Source organism: Enterobacter cloacae complex sp. P18RS (assembly GCF_014982105.1).
Lineage (GTDB): Bacteria > Pseudomonadota > Gammaproteobacteria > Enterobacterales > Enterobacteriaceae > Enterobacter > Enterobacter hormaechei_C.
Genome location: NZ_JADCKV010000031.1, coordinates 19,772 through 36,554 on the forward strand (window position 1 = coordinate 19,772; position 16,783 = coordinate 36,554).

12 protein-coding genes and 2 tRNA genes are annotated in these 16,783 nt (G+C 55.4%); 8 read left to right on the forward strand and 6 right to left on the reverse strand.

Going from position 1 to position 16,783, the window contains the following annotated elements; all coding sequences use genetic code 11:
• Positions 1-75: 75 nt before the first annotated feature.
• From sbmC to INF61_RS20835, 3 genes are all read left to right on the forward strand, one after another.
• Entirely contained in the window at positions 76-549 is a 474-nt protein-coding gene (gene sbmC, locus INF61_RS20825) for a DNA gyrase inhibitor SbmC (RefSeq protein ID WP_193548093.1), read from the forward strand.
• A gap of 91 nt (positions 550-640) precedes the next feature.
• Positions 641-1,699: an FUSC family protein gene (locus tag INF61_RS20830; protein ID WP_017693112.1), complete on the forward strand. Its 1,059-nt coding sequence runs from the start codon at positions 641-643 to the stop codon at positions 1,697-1,699.
• Between the two features lie 147 nt (positions 1,700-1,846).
• Positions 1,847-2,182, forward strand: coding sequence for a DUF496 family protein (locus tag INF61_RS20835; RefSeq protein ID WP_000450410.1), 336 nt, complete (start codon positions 1,847-1,849; stop codon positions 2,180-2,182).
• 146 nt (positions 2,183-2,328) lie between these two features.
• Here the strand turns inward: INF61_RS20835 and INF61_RS20840 are convergent.
• A tRNA-Asn gene (locus INF61_RS20840) sits at positions 2,329-2,404 on the reverse strand.
• A 226-nt stretch (positions 2,405-2,630) separates the two neighbouring features.
• Between INF61_RS20840 and emmdR the strand changes: the two genes are divergently transcribed.
• Positions 2,631-4,049 (forward strand): multidrug efflux MATE transporter EmmdR, encoded by a 1,419-nt coding sequence (gene emmdR, locus INF61_RS20845; protein ID WP_023294986.1) that lies wholly within the window; start codon positions 2,631-2,633, stop codon positions 4,047-4,049.
• A gap of 103 nt (positions 4,050-4,152) precedes the next feature.
• A tRNA-Asn gene (locus tag INF61_RS20850) sits at positions 4,153-4,228 on the forward strand.
• Between the two features lie 119 nt (positions 4,229-4,347).
• On the opposite strand, the gene INF61_RS20855 is transcribed toward INF61_RS20850, so the two are convergent.
• Together INF61_RS20855 and shiA are read right to left on the reverse strand one after the other, a co-directional pair.
• Positions 4,348-5,802: an AMP nucleosidase gene (locus tag INF61_RS20855; RefSeq protein ID WP_015572404.1), complete on the reverse strand. Its 1,455-nt coding sequence runs from the start codon at positions 5,800-5,802 to the stop codon at positions 4,348-4,350.
• A 76-nt stretch (positions 5,803-5,878) separates the two neighbouring features.
• Positions 5,879-7,195, reverse strand: a complete 1,317-nt coding sequence (shiA, locus tag INF61_RS20860) for a shikimate transporter (RefSeq protein ID WP_096205601.1) — start codon at positions 7,193-7,195, stop codon at positions 5,879-5,881.
• Between the two features lie 256 nt (positions 7,196-7,451).
• Between shiA and pagP the strand changes: the two genes are divergently transcribed.
• Positions 7,452-8,027, forward strand: coding sequence for a lipid IV(A) palmitoyltransferase PagP (gene pagP, locus INF61_RS20865; RefSeq protein ID WP_003859516.1), 576 nt, complete (start codon positions 7,452-7,454; stop codon positions 8,025-8,027).
• Here pagP and INF61_RS20870 read toward each other — a convergent pair.
• Genes INF61_RS20870 through INF61_RS20880 form a run of 3 tightly spaced genes read right to left on the reverse strand, consistent with a single transcriptional unit; the run spans position 8,024 to position 13,133 of the window.
• On the reverse strand, positions 8,024-8,947 hold the full coding sequence (locus INF61_RS20870) for an acyltransferase (protein WP_026080612.1): 924 nt from the start codon (positions 8,945-8,947) through the stop codon (positions 8,024-8,026). The genes pagP and INF61_RS20870 overlap by 4 nt on opposite strands.
• Before the next feature lie 38 nt (positions 8,948-8,985).
• Positions 8,986-12,048 carry an efflux RND transporter permease subunit gene (locus INF61_RS20875; protein WP_193548094.1) on the reverse strand — a complete coding sequence of 1,021 codons (3,063 nt, stop codon included), beginning with the start codon at positions 12,046-12,048 and terminating at the stop codon, positions 8,986-8,988.
• Complete coding sequence (locus INF61_RS20880) at positions 12,048-13,133, reverse strand: efflux RND transporter periplasmic adaptor subunit (RefSeq protein ID WP_033487962.1); 1,086 nt, start codon at positions 13,131-13,133, stop codon at positions 12,048-12,050. The genes INF61_RS20875 and INF61_RS20880 overlap by 1 nt, the downstream gene beginning before the upstream one ends.
• Before the next feature lie 472 nt (positions 13,134-13,605).
• Between INF61_RS20880 and INF61_RS20885 the strand changes: the two genes are divergently transcribed.
• Positions 13,606-14,037, forward strand: coding sequence for a universal stress protein (locus INF61_RS20885; protein ID WP_003859525.1), 432 nt, complete (start codon positions 13,606-13,608; stop codon positions 14,035-14,037).
• Between the two features lie 47 nt (positions 14,038-14,084).
• Positions 14,085-16,778: a cation-transporting P-type ATPase gene (locus INF61_RS20890; RefSeq protein ID WP_033487961.1), complete on the forward strand. Its 2,694-nt coding sequence runs from the start codon at positions 14,085-14,087 to the stop codon at positions 16,776-16,778.
• Positions 16,779-16,783 lie beyond the last annotated feature (5 nt).

Here is a 16,783-nt window from a genome sequence, read left to right on the forward strand (position 1 = left end):
TAAACACTCCTGGTTTGCCGATAATCTCGATTCTGCTTTACAGTGTATATATATACAGTAATAAACGGAGGCAGCATGGACTACAGCATCAGGCAGCAACAGAAACGTACGATCGCTGGCTTTCATCTCGTGGGGCCGTGGGAAAAGACGGTCAAGCAGGGATTTGAACAGCTGGTCATGTGGGTAGACGGGCGTCATATTCAGCCGCAGGAGTGGGTGGCCGTTTATTATGACAATCCGGATGACGTGCCGGCAGAAAAGCTCCGCTGCGTTACCGCCGTAACGGTAGCGGACGATTTCACTATTCCTGAAAACAGCGAAGGGGTGATGATGACCGAAATTGCTGCCGGAGAGTATGCTATTGCCGCCGCGCGCGTCGAAAATCAAGATTTCGCCACTCCATGGTATCAGTTCTTCAACTCCCTGCTGGAAGACAACAAATTCCAGATCGCGGCAAAACCCTGCTTCGAACGCTATCTGAACGATGGCAATGCTGACGGCTACTGGGATATTGAGATGTTTGTACCGGTAGAGCACAAAGTGGGATAATCCTGCGGAATGCAGGGTTTTTCAGCCGGGCGCGATCCACCCGGCTGAAAACACAGTACAATTGTGGTTTGCCGTAGAGCTGGAGACGGGTGTGCGCCCCGACAAGTCATTAACCCCTTTTGAAATTCGGTTATACAAACATTATCGCGTGGTGCACGGTTGCCGCATTGCGCTGGCGTTTGTGTTGACCTTCGTACTGGTTCGTCTGCTGGATATCCCGGAAGGGACGTGGCCGCTGATCACGCTGGTGGTGGTGATGGGGCCGATCTCATTCTGGGGGAACGTGGTCCCGCGCGCTTTCGAACGCATAGGCGGCACCGTTTTAGGCTCAGCGCTTGGGCTTATCGCCCTGAAGCTGGAGCTGATTTCGTTTCCGGTCATGTTGCTGTGGTGCGCGGTGGCGATGTTTCTTTGCGGGTGGCTTGCCCTTGGCAAGAAACCGTATCAGGCGCTGCTGATTGGCATTACGCTCGCGGTTGTGGTCGGCGCACCGGCGGGCGATATGACCACCGCATTGTGGCGAAGCGGGGACGTGATCCTCGGCTCGTTGCTCGCCATGCTGTTTACCGGCATCTGGCCGCAGCGCGCCTTCCTGCACTGGCGCATTCAGATGGCAAACTACGTCACGGCATTTAACCGGGTCTACCAGGCCGGGTTTTCGCCGAATCTGATTGAGCGCCCGCGTCTGGAAAAGCACCTGCAAAAAATCCTCAATGATGTGGTCAAAATGCGCGGGTTGATTACCCCGGCAAGCAAAGAAACCCATATCCAGAAAGCCATTTTTGAAGCTATTCAGACGGTCAGCCGTAATCTGGTCTGTATGCTTGAACTGCAAATCAATGCCCACTGGGCCTCACGCCCCAGCCATCTTCTGATGCTCAACGCGCATACGCTGAAAGAGACGCAGCAGATGACGCAACAAACCCTGCTGACCATCGCCCATGCGCTTTATGAAGGTAACCCACAGCCGATACGGGCGAACAGCGAGCGGCTGAACGAAATCGTCGCCGAGCTTAAACAGCTGATGAATGAGCGCCAGGGCGACAATGTGGCGGAAACGCCCATCCATGGTTATGTCTGGCTGAGTATGGAGCTGGCGCGACAGCTGGAGTTGTTATCGCAGCTGATTTGCCGGGCGCTGCGCAAATAAAAAGCGTATGTGATGCCTGCTGCTTCGATTCAGCAACAATTAGGGTTATGATGGTTTTAAACGATATACTCATTGTCATTCGCAGCCGCTGTCTGTTAAAACGGTTGCTTTAACGAATCCGAATCTCACATTATCAGGGGTGTAAAAATGGAAACTACCAAGCCTTCGTTCCAGGATGTTCTGGAGTTCGTCCGCCTGTTCCGCCGCAAAAACAAGCTACAGCGCGAAATCCAGGACGTAGAGAAGAAGATCCGTGACAACCAGAAACGTGTCCTGCTGCTGGACAACCTGAGCGACTACATCAAGCCTGGCATGAGCGTTGAAGCTATTCAGGGCATCATCGCCAGCATGAAGAGCGATTATGAAGATCGCGTTGATGACTACATCATCAAAAACGCTGAGCTGTCCAAAGAGCGTCGCGACATCTCCAAGAAGCTGAAAGTGATGGGCGAAATCAAAAACGTCGACGCTAAAGGCGAGTAATCGCACACTCTGTTGCCCGGTGACGCTGCGCTTACCGGGCCTACAGGACTGTTATCACGTAGGTCGGGTAAGGCGAAGCCGCCACCCGACAATTTCACGAACGCAAAAAAGCAAAAAGCCTGCTCTAAAAGCAGGCTTTTTAAATTTGGCTCCTCTGACTGGACTCGAACCAGTGACATACGGATTAACAGTCCGCCGTTCTACCGACTGAACTACAGAGGAATCGTTGTGGAGGCTTATCTTAGCGGCGAAAAAACTTTTGTCAAACCTGATCTCAGGCAAAAGCGTTTGTTTGATGATTCTGTCGTCATTTTGTTGTAAATCCAAACATAATTTTATGGAAAATACTTTGCAGGATACGCATTTCTGCCCCATCATTTGAAATGGAGTTTCAACTTTCTCGCTAAGGTCCATTTTGAACGTCACCGCACCCCTACGCCAGGCGATTATGCGCACGCCCTGGTATGCAAAACGTAAGAGTTATCGAGTTCTGTTCTGGCGTGAAATCACCCCCCTTGCCGTGCCTATTTTCCTGGAGAATACCTGCGTCCTGCTAATGGGGGTGCTGAGCACCTTTCTGGTGAGCTGGCTCGGTAAAGAAGCCATGGCCGGGGTAGGGCTGGCGGACAGTTTCAACATGGTTGTGATGTCCTTCTTTGCCGCTATCGATCTCGGTACGACGGTGGTGGTGGCGTTTAGCCTGGGCAAGCTTGATCCGAAGCGTGCCCGCGAAGCGGCCAGACAGTCGCTGATGATCATGACCCTCTTTTCGATCATCCTTGCGGCGGTTATCCATTATTACGGCAAAGAAATTATCGACATTGTCGCGGGAGAAGCGACCAGCGAGGTGAAGGATCTGGCTCTCACCTACCTGGAAATGACGGTGCTGAGTTATCCGGCGGCTGCCATCGCGCTGATTGGTAGCGGTGCGCTTCGTGGAGCAGGAAATACCAAAATTCCGCTGCTGATCAACGGCGGCATGAATATCCTGAATATCATTATCAGCAGCGTTTTGATATACGGCGTCTTTTCCTGGGAGGGGCTGGGCTTTGTCGGCGCGGGTTTAGGCCTGACCATTTCCCGCTATATTGGTGCGGCAGCGATAATTGGCGTACTGATGGCGGGAATTACGCCATCGCTGCGTCTGACGCTGAAAAGCTATTTCCGTCCGCTTAACTTCGCCATTATCTGGGAAGTGATGGGGATCGGGATTCCGGCCAGCATCGAATCCGTGTTGTTTAACGGTGGGAAACTGCTGACGCAGATGTTTGTTGCCGGGATGGGAACAGACGTCATCGCCGGCAACTTTATTGCCTTCTCCATCGCCTCGCTCATTAACCTGCCCGGAAACGCGCTGGGGTCGGCGTCGACGATCATCACCGGCAGACGTCTCGGAAAGGGGCAGATAGGGCAGGCGGAACGGCAACTTCGGCACGTCTTCTGGCTTTCAACTATTGGACTGACGGCGATTGCGTGGGGAACTGCGCCTTTTGCCGGGCTGATGGCCTCGTTCTATACGCATGAAAATGACGTGAAAGAGGTCGTGAAGGTGCTCATTTGGCTCAACGCGGCGTTTATGCCAATTTGGGCCGCGTCCTGGGTACTTCCTGCCGGGCTGAAAGGGGCGCGCGATGCCCGGTTTGCGATGTGGGTCTCCATGCTCGGTATGTGGGGCTGTCGCGTTGTGGCGGGCTACACGCTGGGGGTAATGTTGGGTATGGGCGTTGTCGGCGTCTGGCTGGGGATGTTCCTTGACTGGGCCGTGCGCGGGGCGCTGTTCTACTGGCGCATGGTGAGCGGGCGCTGGCTGTGGAAATATCCGCGAAAAAAACCGGAGCAGGAGGTTTCGGAAACGGCAAGTGCCTGACAAATGTGCGAAGTGGAGAATAAATCGGCAAACGATTGAAAATCTGCATTCACCCTTTGACATCCTCAGGGCGCATCGATAATATGCGCCCCGTTCACACGATTCCTCTGTAGTTCAGTCGGTAGAACGGCGGACTGTTAATCCGTATGTCACTGGTTCGAGTCCAGTCAGAGGAGCCAAATTTAAAAAGCCTGCTTTTAAAGCAGGCTTTTTGCTTTTCTGCGTTCGTGAAATTGTCGGGTGGCGCTCCGCTTACCCGACCTACGGAATCCCAGGCCGGGTGAGTGGGTCCTTGTTATCAGCGGAACGGTGGCTCATTGAAGGTGCGCAGCTTGCGGGAATGCAGTTTGTCGCCCTCTGCACGCAGTAAATCGATGGCGCGAATGCCAATCTGAAGATGCTCTGAGATCGCCCCTTCGTAGAAACGGTTCGCCTGGCCCGGCAGTTTGATCTCGCCGTGCAGCGGTTTATCGGACACGCACAGCAGCGTGCCGTAAGGGACGCGGAAGCGATAGCCCTGCGCGGCAATGGTGGCGCTTTCCATATCGATTGCGACCGCACGGCTGAGATTGAAACGCAGGGCGGAGGCGGAATAGCGCAGCTCCCAGTTACGATCGTCGGTGGTGACGACCGTACCGGTACGCAGGCGCTGCTTCACCTCTTCACCCGGCATGCCGCTCACCTCTTTAGTGGCGTCGTACAGGGCGCGCTGCACTTCCGCGATACTCGGAATAGGAATATCCGGCGGCAGAACCGCGTCAAGGACATGGTCGTCACGCAGATAAGCGTGGGCGAGGACGTAATCGCCAATCAGCTGGCTTTCACGCAGGCCGCCGCAGTGGCCGATCATCAGCCAGACGTCCGGGCGCAGTACCGCCAGATGGTCGCAGATGGTTTTCGCATTCGACGGGCCAACGCCGATGTTAATCAGCGTAATGCCCTGACCGTCGGCGGTGATCAGGTGCCAGGCTGGCATCTGGTGCTTTTTCCACGCCAGATCGGAGATGGCCTCTTCCGGTGCTTCGGTTTCGGCGGTGATCCAGATCCCGCCCGCGCAGGAGAGGGCGATGTAAGGGCTGTCCGGGTCGAGGATCTGGCTACAGCCCCAGCGGACAAATTCGTCCACGTAGCGGGTGTAATTGGTAAACAGCACGAACGGCTGGAAATGTTCGGCAGGGGTGCCGGTGTAGTGACGCAGGCGTGCCAGCGAGAAATCGACACGGCGGGCATCAAAGTGCGACAGCGGTGAAAACTCTGCCGGGTGATAGATCCCGTCCGCCGTCTCATCGCCAATCTGCGACAGCTCAGTGGTCGGGAAGTGGCGGGTCAGCCCCGCGCTCATGGAGCGATCCAGCGTCAGCGCTGAACCGTCTATCACGTACGGGTAAGGGATCTCGTGCAGGGACGGTTCAACGCTGATATGCGCGCCGTAATCCTGATACAGCAGGGTAAGCTGCTCTTCCAGGTAGGGGCGGAACAGCGCAGGTCGCGTGATGGTCGTGCTGTAACAGCCGGAGTGGGTGAAACGCGCATAGGCGCGGGTTTTCGGATTGCTGCTGGCGCTGCCGTCCCAGGTGACAGAGAGCGATGGATAAACAAAAAGGCCCTGGGTTCTGGCCTTTTCATCGGGAAGTTTCCCTGTTTCGATATAGTCACTGATGGCGCTGCGCAGTGCATTGACGGACTGTTCATACAGCGCGTCGAGTTTTTCCAGCGCCTGAGCCGGGGTCAGGCTGGAGCCCTTATTATTCATGTCTGTCTCCTTGTTCCACAGGTGTGCGGCTTTACCCGATAGTATGTCACACGCCTGTGAAACAAAAGTGAGGAGATCAGCTGTGCGTGGTTTCCTTCATCAACAGGGCGGTGGCGGCAGAAAGCAGGCAACCCGCCAGCAGATAAATCGCCACGCTATGCCAGTTACCGCCCGAGAACGTCACCAGCGCGGCGGCGATAAACGGCGTAAACCCGCCGCCGACCACGCTCGCCACCTGATATCCCACGCCCGCGCCGCTGTAACGGTAGCTTGCGCCAAACAGCTCGGTGAACATTGGCTGCTGCACGCAGACCACCATATCGTGAGCGATGTTCGCAAGCATGATCGCGAAGAAGACAATCCAGAAGACCGACTGTGCCTCCAGCGCCATAAAGAACGGCCAGGCGCTGAGTGTGCCGATGAGCGCCCCGGTGATATACACCCGTCGACGGCCAAATCGATCCGCCAGCCAGGCGAAGCAGGGGATGGTCAGGCAGCTGATCCCGCCCACCACCAGGCCAATATTCAGGAACAATTCCCGCGGCAGGCCGAGGTTTTGCGTGGAGTAGTTCAGGGCAAAGGCGGTGACGATATACATCGTCAGCAGTTCGCACAGGCGCAGGGCAATGATTTTCAGAAAAGCGCCAGGGTGCTGCACCAGCGCTTCCATCACCGGCAGCCGTTTTTTCGCGACCGGTTTTTCGCGCTGCTGCCGCTCAAACTCAGCCGACTCTTCCATGCCGTTACGGATCCACAGGGCCACCACGACCAGCACAATGCTGAAGATAAACGGAATACGCCAGCCCCAGCTCAGGAACTGCTCGTCTGTCGTGAGCTGACTTATTAGCGACACCAGGCCCGTGGAGAGCAGCAGACCCACGCCATAACCCACCTGCACGCCGCTGCTGTAAAACGCTTTCTTGTTCTTCGGCGCGCTTTCCACGGACAGCAATGCCGCGCCGCCCCATTCACCACCGACGGCAAAGCCCTGAATGGCGCGCAGCGTCACCAGCAACACCGGAGCCCACCAGCCAATCGAGGCAAAGGAGGGCAAAATACCGATCAGCGCGGTGGCAATGCCCATCATCCAGACGGTGAGCATCAGCATACGTTTCCGGCCAAGGCGGTCACCGAAGTGGCCGAAAATTACCCCACCCAGCGGACGAAACAGAAAACCGACGCCGAAGGTGGCAAACGCAGCAAGCGTGCCCATGGCGGGGCTGATCTGGGGAAAGAATTCACGGTTAAAGACCAGCGCAGCGGTAATACCGTAGAGCAGAAAGTCATACCAGTCGACGACGGCGCCTGCGAAGCTACCTAAAGCGGCGCGGCGGGCGCGGTTAAGCGAAGGTGTCTCCTCGTTGCGGCGAGCGGAGATAAGGGTGGAGTCCATAGTTGTCCTGTCTGTACTGATTTTTAATTATTGGTATAAGAAAAGGTCACTCACATCACGGCCGTCATATTGACGGAATGTATGAGACTACCGCGACAGGCGGCCTGAGAAAACGTTTTTATCTTTCCTGAAAGCGCAGAATAAATAAATTTCATCTTATCGGGCGACAACATAAATCAGCCTGTTTGGCTCCGGTTAGGGCTGAATGGTTTACAGTAATAACGATCGCTGCGTGACGTAAGCTGAGGGTATAACGATGCAACGCCTCTTTCCTGCACTGTGGGTAGTCCTGTTTTTAGTCGTATCTCCGCTGCATGCGGAGCCGAAAGTCTATGGCGAACAGCGTATTCACCGCTGGTGGGATGCAGTAACGGACGATATTGCGCAAACCTGGGAACAGCCGGATCGTTACGATCTCTACCTTCCGTTTCTGAGCTGGCATGCTCGATTCATGTATGACAAAGAGAAAACCGACAACTACAACGAAATGCCGTGGGGCGGGGGGCTGGGCGTGTCCCGCTACAACGACGAGGGCAACTGGAGCGCGCTCTTTGCCATGATGTTCAAAGATTCACATAACGAATGGCAGCCTGCGATGGGCTACGGCTGGGAGAAAGGCTGGTATCTGGATAACGCAAAAGATTTCCGTCTGGGGCTGGGGGCCGCTGCGGGGATCACGGCACGCGACGACTTTGCCAACTATGTCCCGCTGCCGTTTATCTTCCCGCTTTTCTCTGCCGGATATAAGCGCGTCACCGTCCAGTTCACCTATATTCCCGGGACCTACAACAACGGCAACGTGCTGTTTGCCTGGCTGCGCCTGGGCTTTTAGAGGGTGATCACTTTTTTGGCCACAGCGTTGGACAGGATCAGCAGCGAAAACAGGACCGACGTAACAAACGTAAGCACAATCAGAGCAAGTTTGGTGCTCAGGGACGTCACCGGAATGAGCGCGGTCAGCAGGTGAAACACCGAGTAGTGCATAATATAGACCCCGGTCATGGTTTTGCTAATGGCGGCCAGCACGGACTCTTTAAACTCCGCATTGCGGCGAAAACGCACGCCGTTGGCCGCAATCACCAGGGCAATAATCAGAATGTAGATTTGCGATCCGGTGAGAATAAAGGCGTTTCTGTCTGCTTTAAATAGCGCAAAAAAGAAGTGCCGCTCGTAAAACCACGTGAAGAGATAAATAAACGGTATGGCGATGACCGCTGCCCTGACCACATTTTTGCGGCCGATCCACGCCGCGATCTGCGGATCGCAAAAGAGCTGCCCCGTCAGATAAAACAGCAGCCACGTCCACAGGCGATACTGCGGCGACAATGAAAGGACATGGGCATCAGGATAGAGGGCTGACAGTAAATCGTACCCGTATGAGAAAAGCAGCAGGGCGGCAATTACCCCGCAAAAGAGCGTTCGTCGCTGGCTGAGCCACTCCACCACCGGGTGAAACGTGTAAATCACGATAAACGCGAACACGAACCAGGGCTGGATCAGATATCCGCGCTGATAGGGCTCCCACAGGTAGTAAATCGTTACCCAGAACAGAAAGACGATCACCAGACTTTTGATCTTATCCAGCTGCCAGCGCGTGCCGTGCCGGGATTGCCCGTCCAGATACCCTGCAACCACAAAAAATAACGGCGTGGCGATGGTCGAAATGAAGGTTAAAAAACCGAGGATCCAGTGATAGTCATAATCGTAATGATCCCAGGTGTTGTAGATGGTGAAAAAGGTAACCGCCGTCATACACCCCAGCGTCTTGATGATATTCAGCCCTGTCGCATTCATTGTTGTTCAGCTTTGTCCTTACGATGGAAACACGCGTAAATTACGGGGAGTACCAGCAGCGTCAGGATTGTAGCAAACCCAAGCCCAAACATAATCACAACGGCCATGCTCTGGAAGAACACATCCAGCAGCAGAGGGGCGAGGCCGAGTACGGTCGTAAAGGCGGTGAGGAGGATGGGACGCAGGCGCGACGTGGCGGCGTAAACGATCGCACTGTGCTGATCCTGCTGCACTTTCTGCTGTTCTATCTCTTCCACCAGCACAATGCCGTTGCGGATCAGCATCCCGCTCAGGCTCAGCAGGCCAATCAACGCCATAAAGCCAAAAGGGATGCCGGTAATTAAAAACCCCGGCGTCACGCCGATCAGCGCCAGCGGCACGGTCAGCCAGATGGCGACGGCGTTTTTCACCGAACTGAACATCAGCACCGTGATCACAAACATCACCAGATAGCCGAGCGGCAGCGTGGTAAATAACCCCTGCTGCGCTTCGCTGGAGTTCTCCGCGTCCCCGCCCCACTCAATGGTGTAGCCGTGGGGCAGGGGCAGGGCATCAATTTGTGGCTTCACGCGGGCGAGAATATCGCCGGAGGTTTGCTGGCTTAGCGGGTCAGGGTCGGTCTGCACGGTCAGCACGCGGGAGCGGTCACGGCGCAGGATCAGCGGATCTTCCCACTCCAGCGCGAAGCCGCTGATGACGTTGCTCAGCGGAATATACTGCTGCCGGGTCTGGCTCCAGACCAGAACGTTATTCAGGTGATTGGCGTCCAGCCGCTCGCTTTCCGGCGGGCGCACCACCACGGGCAACAGGTCGCTGCCTTCTCTGTACAATCCCGCCCGACTGCCGGAGAAATTCATCTCCAGTGCGTTATCGACGTCCTGCTTATCCACGCCAAGCTCACGTCCCAGCGCGGTGACGTACTGCGGGCGGATCACTTTGCTGCGATTTTGCCAGTCGTTCCTGACGCTGTCCGTCGCCGGATCGCGCGTAAGGATGTTGTCTACCTGGCTGGCGATCAGACGCAGCCTGTCCGGATCGGGGCCTTTAATACGTATTTCAATGGCGCTGTCGCCGGAGGGGCCAAACATCACCCGCTTTGTGCTGGCGTTAACCTGCGGATAGTTCCGTGTGATGTACTCATCCACGTGGCGGGTCAGGGCGGGGATGTTACGCTGGTCGTCCATTCTCACCATAATTTGCGCATAGTTGCTGTACTGCCGCTGTCCGCTGTAGGTCAAAATAAATCGCATACTTCCCTGACCAATCGTCGAGACCGTAGTTTCCACGCCTGGCTGGCCGTTAATGGTTTTCTCGATATCACCGGTCATCTTCTCGGTCCAGTTAATGTCGGTACCGTAAGGGAGCCAGAGGTCGACAAAGAAAATTGGCGTACTGGAGGAGGGGAAGAAGTTCTGCCGCACCGAGCCAAAGCCCCAGATGGCGGCGGCCAGCAGTGCGGCCATCACTACCAGCGTTGGCGCTTTACGCCGTAACAGCGCGTTGAGCACACCCTGATAGATCCGATAGATGCGTTTGTCATAGGGATCCGTTTCGTCGGCCTTTGGCGGTGCAGCATCTCGTTTAAACAGCCACCACTTAATCAGCACTGGCGTAATGGTGAGGGCTGAGAACCAGCTCAGCATGAGCGAAATCAGCAGGACCTGAAACAGCGACTTACAGTATTCGCCGGTGGAATCCTGTGACAGCCCGACGGGCGCAAAGGCCAGGATGGCGATGACCGTTGCACCCAGCAGCGGCAGCGCAGAACGGCGAATAATGTCGCTAATGGCGTTCATCAGGGACGAGCCCTGCTGCCGGGCTACCAGTACCCCTTCGACAATAACAATGGCATTGTCGACCAGCATGCTGAGGGCGATGATCAGCGCACCCAGTGAAATGCGCTGTAGTTCAATACCCCAGAGATACATGATCAGCAGCGTGCCCAGCACGTTGAGGGCGAGGGAAAAGGCAATAATGATCCCGCTGCGTAAGCCCATAAAGATCAACAACACGCCGATGACAATCGCCAGCGCCATCAGGAAGTTAATGATAAATCCGTTAACGGAATGCCCGACCTCCGCCGCCTGATCGTAAAACAGGTCGATATGGATACCTGCCGGTTTCTCGGCTGACATCTGCTCTAGCTTCGCCTCCAGGGCATGTCCCACGTCGATCACGTTAACGCCGGGGATAAAGGAGACGCCCATGGTGACGGCTTTTCTGCCGTTGGCATGGTAGATGCTGGCAGGGGACGCATCCAGCCCGCGTGACAGGGTGGCAATATCCCGTAAGCGGGTAGCCGCCCCAACGCCGGGCGGGGTCACGATGAGATCGGCCAGCTCGTCAATACTTTCGAATTCACCGGTAGGATGCAGACGAATTGACTCGGTACCGGAGGGGATCTCTCCCGCGCTGGAGACCACGTTCAGCCTGCTGAGCTGGGCAGAAAGCTGGTTCAGCGTTATCCCGCGCGCGGCCATTTTGCTCAGAGAAATGTCCACGTTAATCTGCTGAGTGAGGGCTCCGCCGATGGCCACTTTGCCCACGCCTGGCACGAGGACCAACTCCCGGCGCAGCTGCTCGGCATACCGGACCAGTTCCGGATTGCTGAATTCATCTCCGGAAATGGCAAAGAAAAAGCCGAACACATCGCCAAAATCGTCATTCACAAACGGGGTCACTACGCCGGGTGGAAACTGTCTGGCGGCATCTCCCACCCGGCGACGCAGTTCATCCCAGATTTGCGGCAGTGCATTTGAGTGGTAGCGCGAGGCTATATTGACCGTGATCTGCGACAGGCCGCTGGAGGAGATGGAGCTGACGTTATCCAGATAAGGTAACTGCTGAAGCGCATTTTCCAGCGGCAGGGTGACCTCTTCCTCAACCTGCTGCGCCGACGCGCCCGGATAATGGGTGATCACCACCGCCGTTTTGATGGTAAACGCCGGATCTTCCAGTCTGCCGATGTTCAACAGGGCAATAATGCCGCCTACGCCCAGCAGCAAAATCGTCAGCCAGACGCGAACCGGGTTGCTGATAAACTGACGAGAGATATCCATTACAGTCCCCGTTCACGCGTCCAGATACGTACCGGCTGGTTGGGATGTAGCACCCCAACGCCTGCGGCCACCACGCGTTCACCCGCCTTAAGCCCACCGACGATGACGACGCCCTCAGCGCTGACTTGCCCCACGCTGACCTTACGATCTTCAAGGTGCAACGTATCGCCTTCGCCCGTCACCACCCAGACATGTGGCTCATTGCGCGGGCGGTTATCCGGGTTAAAGACCGCTTCAACCGGCACTACCAGCGCCTCACTGCCCACACCAGCCGGAAGGTTGGTTAAATTGATGGTGACCGTTCCGCTGACGCCGCCCACGACGGGAAAATCAACCGGGCGGGGCATGGTTAAAATCACCTGCCAGGTCAATGTGTTGCTGTCGCTACTGCCTGAGTGCTCTTTGTACACAGCGGTAAACTCGCGACCGGGCAGGGCGTTGATCCTCACTACCGGTTTGTACTGCGCATTGCGAATATCGAAGGTGTTAAACAGGTTCTCTGGAAGGCTGAACACCACGTCCAGCAGATCGGTACGGGTCAAAGTGACGACGGGCTGGCCGGCGGAGACGACCTGATGATTTCGCACATGGACGCTGGCCGCTGTCCCGCTAAAGGGGGCGACGAGCGTCATCTGGCTTAATTCTTCGCGCGCAATCTGTAGCGCGGCGTTTGCTGAATCGCGGTTGGCGCGCTGGACATCCATCTCGGCTTTCGACACGGCCTGGCGTCCCGCCAGGGTCTGGAAGCGGTCGAATTGCCGCTGAGCCAGGGTCGCCGCCGTTTGCCTGTCGTTCAGGCGCTGCCGGGCTTCACGGGCGTTGAGGCTGGCGAGTCGTTGCCCCTGTTTGACAATGGCACCCTGGCGAATGTCCAGGGTCTCAATCTGCCCGGCTCGTTTGAACGCGAGATCCGTGGCGTCGCCGGATTCAATACGGGCGGGAAACACGCGCTGCTGCGCGTTGCCGGCCTTGACCACCTCTGCGACTTTTACCATTTTCGGCAGGGGCGCGGCGCGGTCGGGTTTCGGATCGCACGCCGTCAGCAGCAATAAAACAGCAGGCAGAAGAGAGAGGTAGCGCTTCACAGTATTCCCCTGATAATAATTGTTTTATTTATTTCGTCATCAATGCTGGGGTGGCGCTATTCTGCCAGGGCCGAGACGACCACATAGGTAAATAGACCGATTGCTGTGCTGGCGATAATGGCGAGCGCAATAAACAAACCAAGGCGAATCAGGCTTAAACCGTACATGCATTCCTCCATGAGGTTGAAGGTGGCGCGGGATAAAGAGAATAAACGTGTTGCATGCCTGACTATGAGCATAGTCGGTGAATAAATAAATGTTAAATAACCATTATTAGTGGCGTGACATACTTAGGCGAAACAAGCGTTACGATGGTGTATCCCCTTTGAATAACATCCTGATATTCCTGTGCTACGTTTAATAGCATCCATTCCTTTTTTCCGTAAAAGGCATTCACGCCTGTACCCATGGGTTTGATGCGATCTCTCCTGATTCACTCACTGTTGTGTTGGTTATAAAAAGGATGCTTGATATGTATAAAACGATTCTGGTGCCGGTGGATGTATACGAAACAGCATTGTCTGATAAAGCGCTACAGCATGCCCAATTCCTGGCGCAAAGCGCATCGGGTAATGTCCATCTGCTGTACGTTATGCCAAAGTTCTCGGCGGAACTGACCCGCGGTTTTATTGCAGACGCGAGAAAGATGGATGAATATATGATTAATAATGCTAAAGAAAAACTGGCTGCGCTGGTAAAAAAAATCAACCTGCCCGAAGCAAATGTCCATCTACATGTTCGCAGCGGGAATATACGTGATGAGGTAATCAAACTGGCGGATGAGCTTAACGTCGGTGCGATTATTGTGGGATCACGTAATCCAAATATTCAAACTCATTTATTAGGATCAGAGGCGGCGAGTATCGTTCGTTACGCGCATGTTCCTGTTTTCGTTATTCGTTAATGTCATGAAAGCAAGGTGATTTCTGAAAAGAACCTGAGGAAGGAACGATGATAACAGAAAAGCCTCACCGTCCGTATTATCAACAGACCGTTGATGAAACCCTGACAAATATCCAATCCAGCCTCGACGGACTTAGCAGTACAGAAGCCACCGCCAGGCTGGAAAAATACGGTGAAAATGCCTTACCGCAAAAACCGGGTAAACCTGGCTGGCTGCGCTTTCTGGCCCATTTCAACGATGTCCTTATTTACGTCCTTCTGGCGGCGGCGCTGCTGAAGCTGATAATGGGACACTGGGTGGATATGTTTGTCATTCTTGGGGTAGCCATTATTAACGCCCTGATTGGCCATATTCAGGAGAGCAATGCGGAGAAATCGCTGCAAAGTATTCGCAATATGCTCTCCAGCGAGGCTGTGGTCATCCGGCAGGGCAACCATGAAACTATCCCGACGACAGCGCTGGTGCCCGGAGATATCGTCGTGATACGCGCCGGGGATCGCATTCCTGCCGATCTTCGCGTGACAGAGGCGCACAATCTGCGGGTGGAAGAAGCTATTCTCACCGGCGAATCCACGGTAGTGGAGAAAAGCAGCGATGCGCTCCACGGGGAGTTGCCGTTAGGCGACCGTTACAACCTGCTTTATTCTGGCACCACCGTCAGCTCCGGCGCGGGAAAAGGGCTGGTGGTGGCGACCGGTGGGGAGACCGAACTCGGCCATATCAACCAGATGATGTCAGACATTGAAAAACACCGTACCCCGTTGATGGTGCAAATGGACAAGCTCGGCAAGACCATTTTTATCACCATTCTGGTAATGATGCTGGCGCTGTTCGTTTTCAGTCTTATCTTCCGTGATATGCCCGTATCAGAGCTGGTGCTGTCGTTGATTAGCCTTGCGGTAGCGGCGGTGCCGGAAGGATTACCGGCCATTATCTCGATCATCCTCTCGCTGGGCGTGCAGGCGATGGCGCGTCGCAAGGCGATTATTCGCAAGCTGCCTACCGTGGAAACGCTGGGGGCGATGACGGTTATCTGCTCGGATAAAACCGGCACCCTGACCATGAATGAGATGACGGTAAAAGCGGTGATTACCGCGGACACCACCTACCGCGTGGAGGGAGACAGCTACGAGCCGGTGGGTACTATTCACCCCGTTGACGATCCGACACCGGTCACCGTGACCCCGGGATCTGTGCTGGAGCGCTATCTGCGCACAGTCGATCTCTGTAATGACAGCCAGCTGATCAAAGATGAGCAGGGGCTGTGGAAAATCACCGGCGGTCCAACCGAAGGCGCGCTGAAGGTGCTGGCGGCCAAAATCCCGCTTCCGGCAATTGACGCCGAGTTGCGCAGTAAAATCCCATTTGATTCGCAATATAAATACATGTCCACCCTCTATCGCCTGGGCGACGAAGAGGTGATGTTAATCACCGGTGCGCCGGACGTCCTTTTCCGTCTTTGCCAGCACCAGCAGACCCAAAACGGGCTGGAGCCGTTCAACCTGCACTATTGGGAAGAGAAGATTGAAGAGTATGCGCGCGAGGGATTGCGCATGGTGGCTGCGGCCTGGAAACCGGCTGCCAGCGGGCAGCGCGAGCTGACGCATGCGGATCTGCAAGAAGGGGTCATACTGCTCGGCATTGCGGGCATGATGGATCCCCCGCGCCCGGAAGCCATTTCGGCCATTGCCGACTGCTTGCAGGCGGGCATTCGCGTGAAAATGATTACCGGGGATCATCCACAAACGGCGATGAGCATTGGACAGATGCTGGGTATTGGCAACGCGGCGAGCGCCATCACCGGGCGCGAGCTGGAGGCGATGGACGATCACCAGCTGAGCGAGGCGGCGCAAAAATACGATATCTTTGCCCGCACCAGCCCGGAAGATAAATTCCGCCTGGTGCAGGCGCTGCAAAGTAAGCAGGAAGTGGTCGGAATGACCGGGGACGGGGTGAACGATGCGCCGGCGCTGAAGCGGGCGGATGTCGGCATCGCGATGGGGATCAAAGGTACTGAAGTCACCAAAGAAGCCGCCGATATGGTGTTAACGGATGATAACTTTGCCACCATTGCCCGGGCGGTCCATGAAGGGCGTCGGGTCTACGACAACCTGAAAAAGACCATTTTGTTCGTTATCCCGAGCAACATCGCCCAGGCCTTACTGATCATTATTGCCCTGCTGGCGGGGAACCTGATCCCACTAACGCCGGTACTGATCCTGTGGATGAACATGGCAACCTCTGCAACGCTGTCGTTTGGCCTGGCGTTTGAAGCGGGTGAGAAGGACATCATGAACCGGCCGCCGCGTAAGTCTAACCTGCATGTGATGGACGGTTATGCCATCTGGCGAGTAGTGTTTGTCGGCCTGATGATTGCCATCAGCGCCTTTGTGCTGGAGGCCTGGCTGCAACCACGCGGCTACTCACCGGAGTTCATTCGCACCGTGTTGCTGCAAACGCTGGTCACCGCCCAGTGGTTTTACATGCTCAACTGCCGCGTCACCGACGGCTTCTCCCTGAGTAAAGGTCTGCTGGCTAACAAGGGGATATGGATCGTGAGCGGCGTACTTCTGGCCCTTCAGCTTCTGATCATCTATGCGCCGTTCATGCAAATGCTGTTCGGTACCGAAGCGCTACCGTTCCGCTACTGGATCATTACCTTCCTGATTGGGTTTGCGATGTTCATGATTGTTGAAGCAGAAAAAGTCCTTACCCGGAGATGGCGCACGACGAAAAGATGACTGAA

Excerpts from the sequence above, each read along its gene's own strand:
- shiA (WP_096205601.1), bottom strand. The coding sequence starts at position 7,195 with ATGGACTCCACCCTTATCTCCGCTCGCCGCAACGAGGAGACACCTTCG.
- INF61_RS20890 (WP_033487961.1), top strand. The coding sequence starts at position 14,085 with ATGATAACAGAAAAGCCTCACCGTCCGTATTATCAACAGACCGTTGAT.
- INF61_RS20875 (WP_193548094.1), bottom strand. The coding sequence starts at position 12,048 with ATGGATATCTCTCGTCAGTTTATCAGCAACCCGGTTCGCGTCTGGCTG.
- INF61_RS20835 (WP_000450410.1), top strand. The coding sequence starts at position 1,847 with ATGGAAACTACCAAGCCTTCGTTCCAGGATGTTCTGGAGTTCGTCCGC.
- pagP (WP_003859516.1), top strand. The coding sequence starts at position 7,452 with ATGCAACGCCTCTTTCCTGCACTGTGGGTAGTCCTGTTTTTAGTCGTA.
- INF61_RS20855 (WP_015572404.1), bottom strand. The coding sequence starts at position 5,802 with ATGAATAATAAGGGCTCCAGCCTGACCCCGGCTCAGGCGCTGGAAAAA.
- INF61_RS20870 (WP_026080612.1), bottom strand. The coding sequence starts at position 8,947 with ATGACGGCGGTTACCTTTTTCACCATCTACAACACCTGGGATCATTAC.
- sbmC (WP_193548093.1), top strand. The coding sequence starts at position 76 with ATGGACTACAGCATCAGGCAGCAACAGAAACGTACGATCGCTGGCTTT.
- emmdR (WP_023294986.1), top strand. The coding sequence starts at position 2,631 with ATGCGCACGCCCTGGTATGCAAAACGTAAGAGTTATCGAGTTCTGTTC.
- INF61_RS20885 (WP_003859525.1), top strand. The coding sequence starts at position 13,606 with ATGTATAAAACGATTCTGGTGCCGGTGGATGTATACGAAACAGCATTG.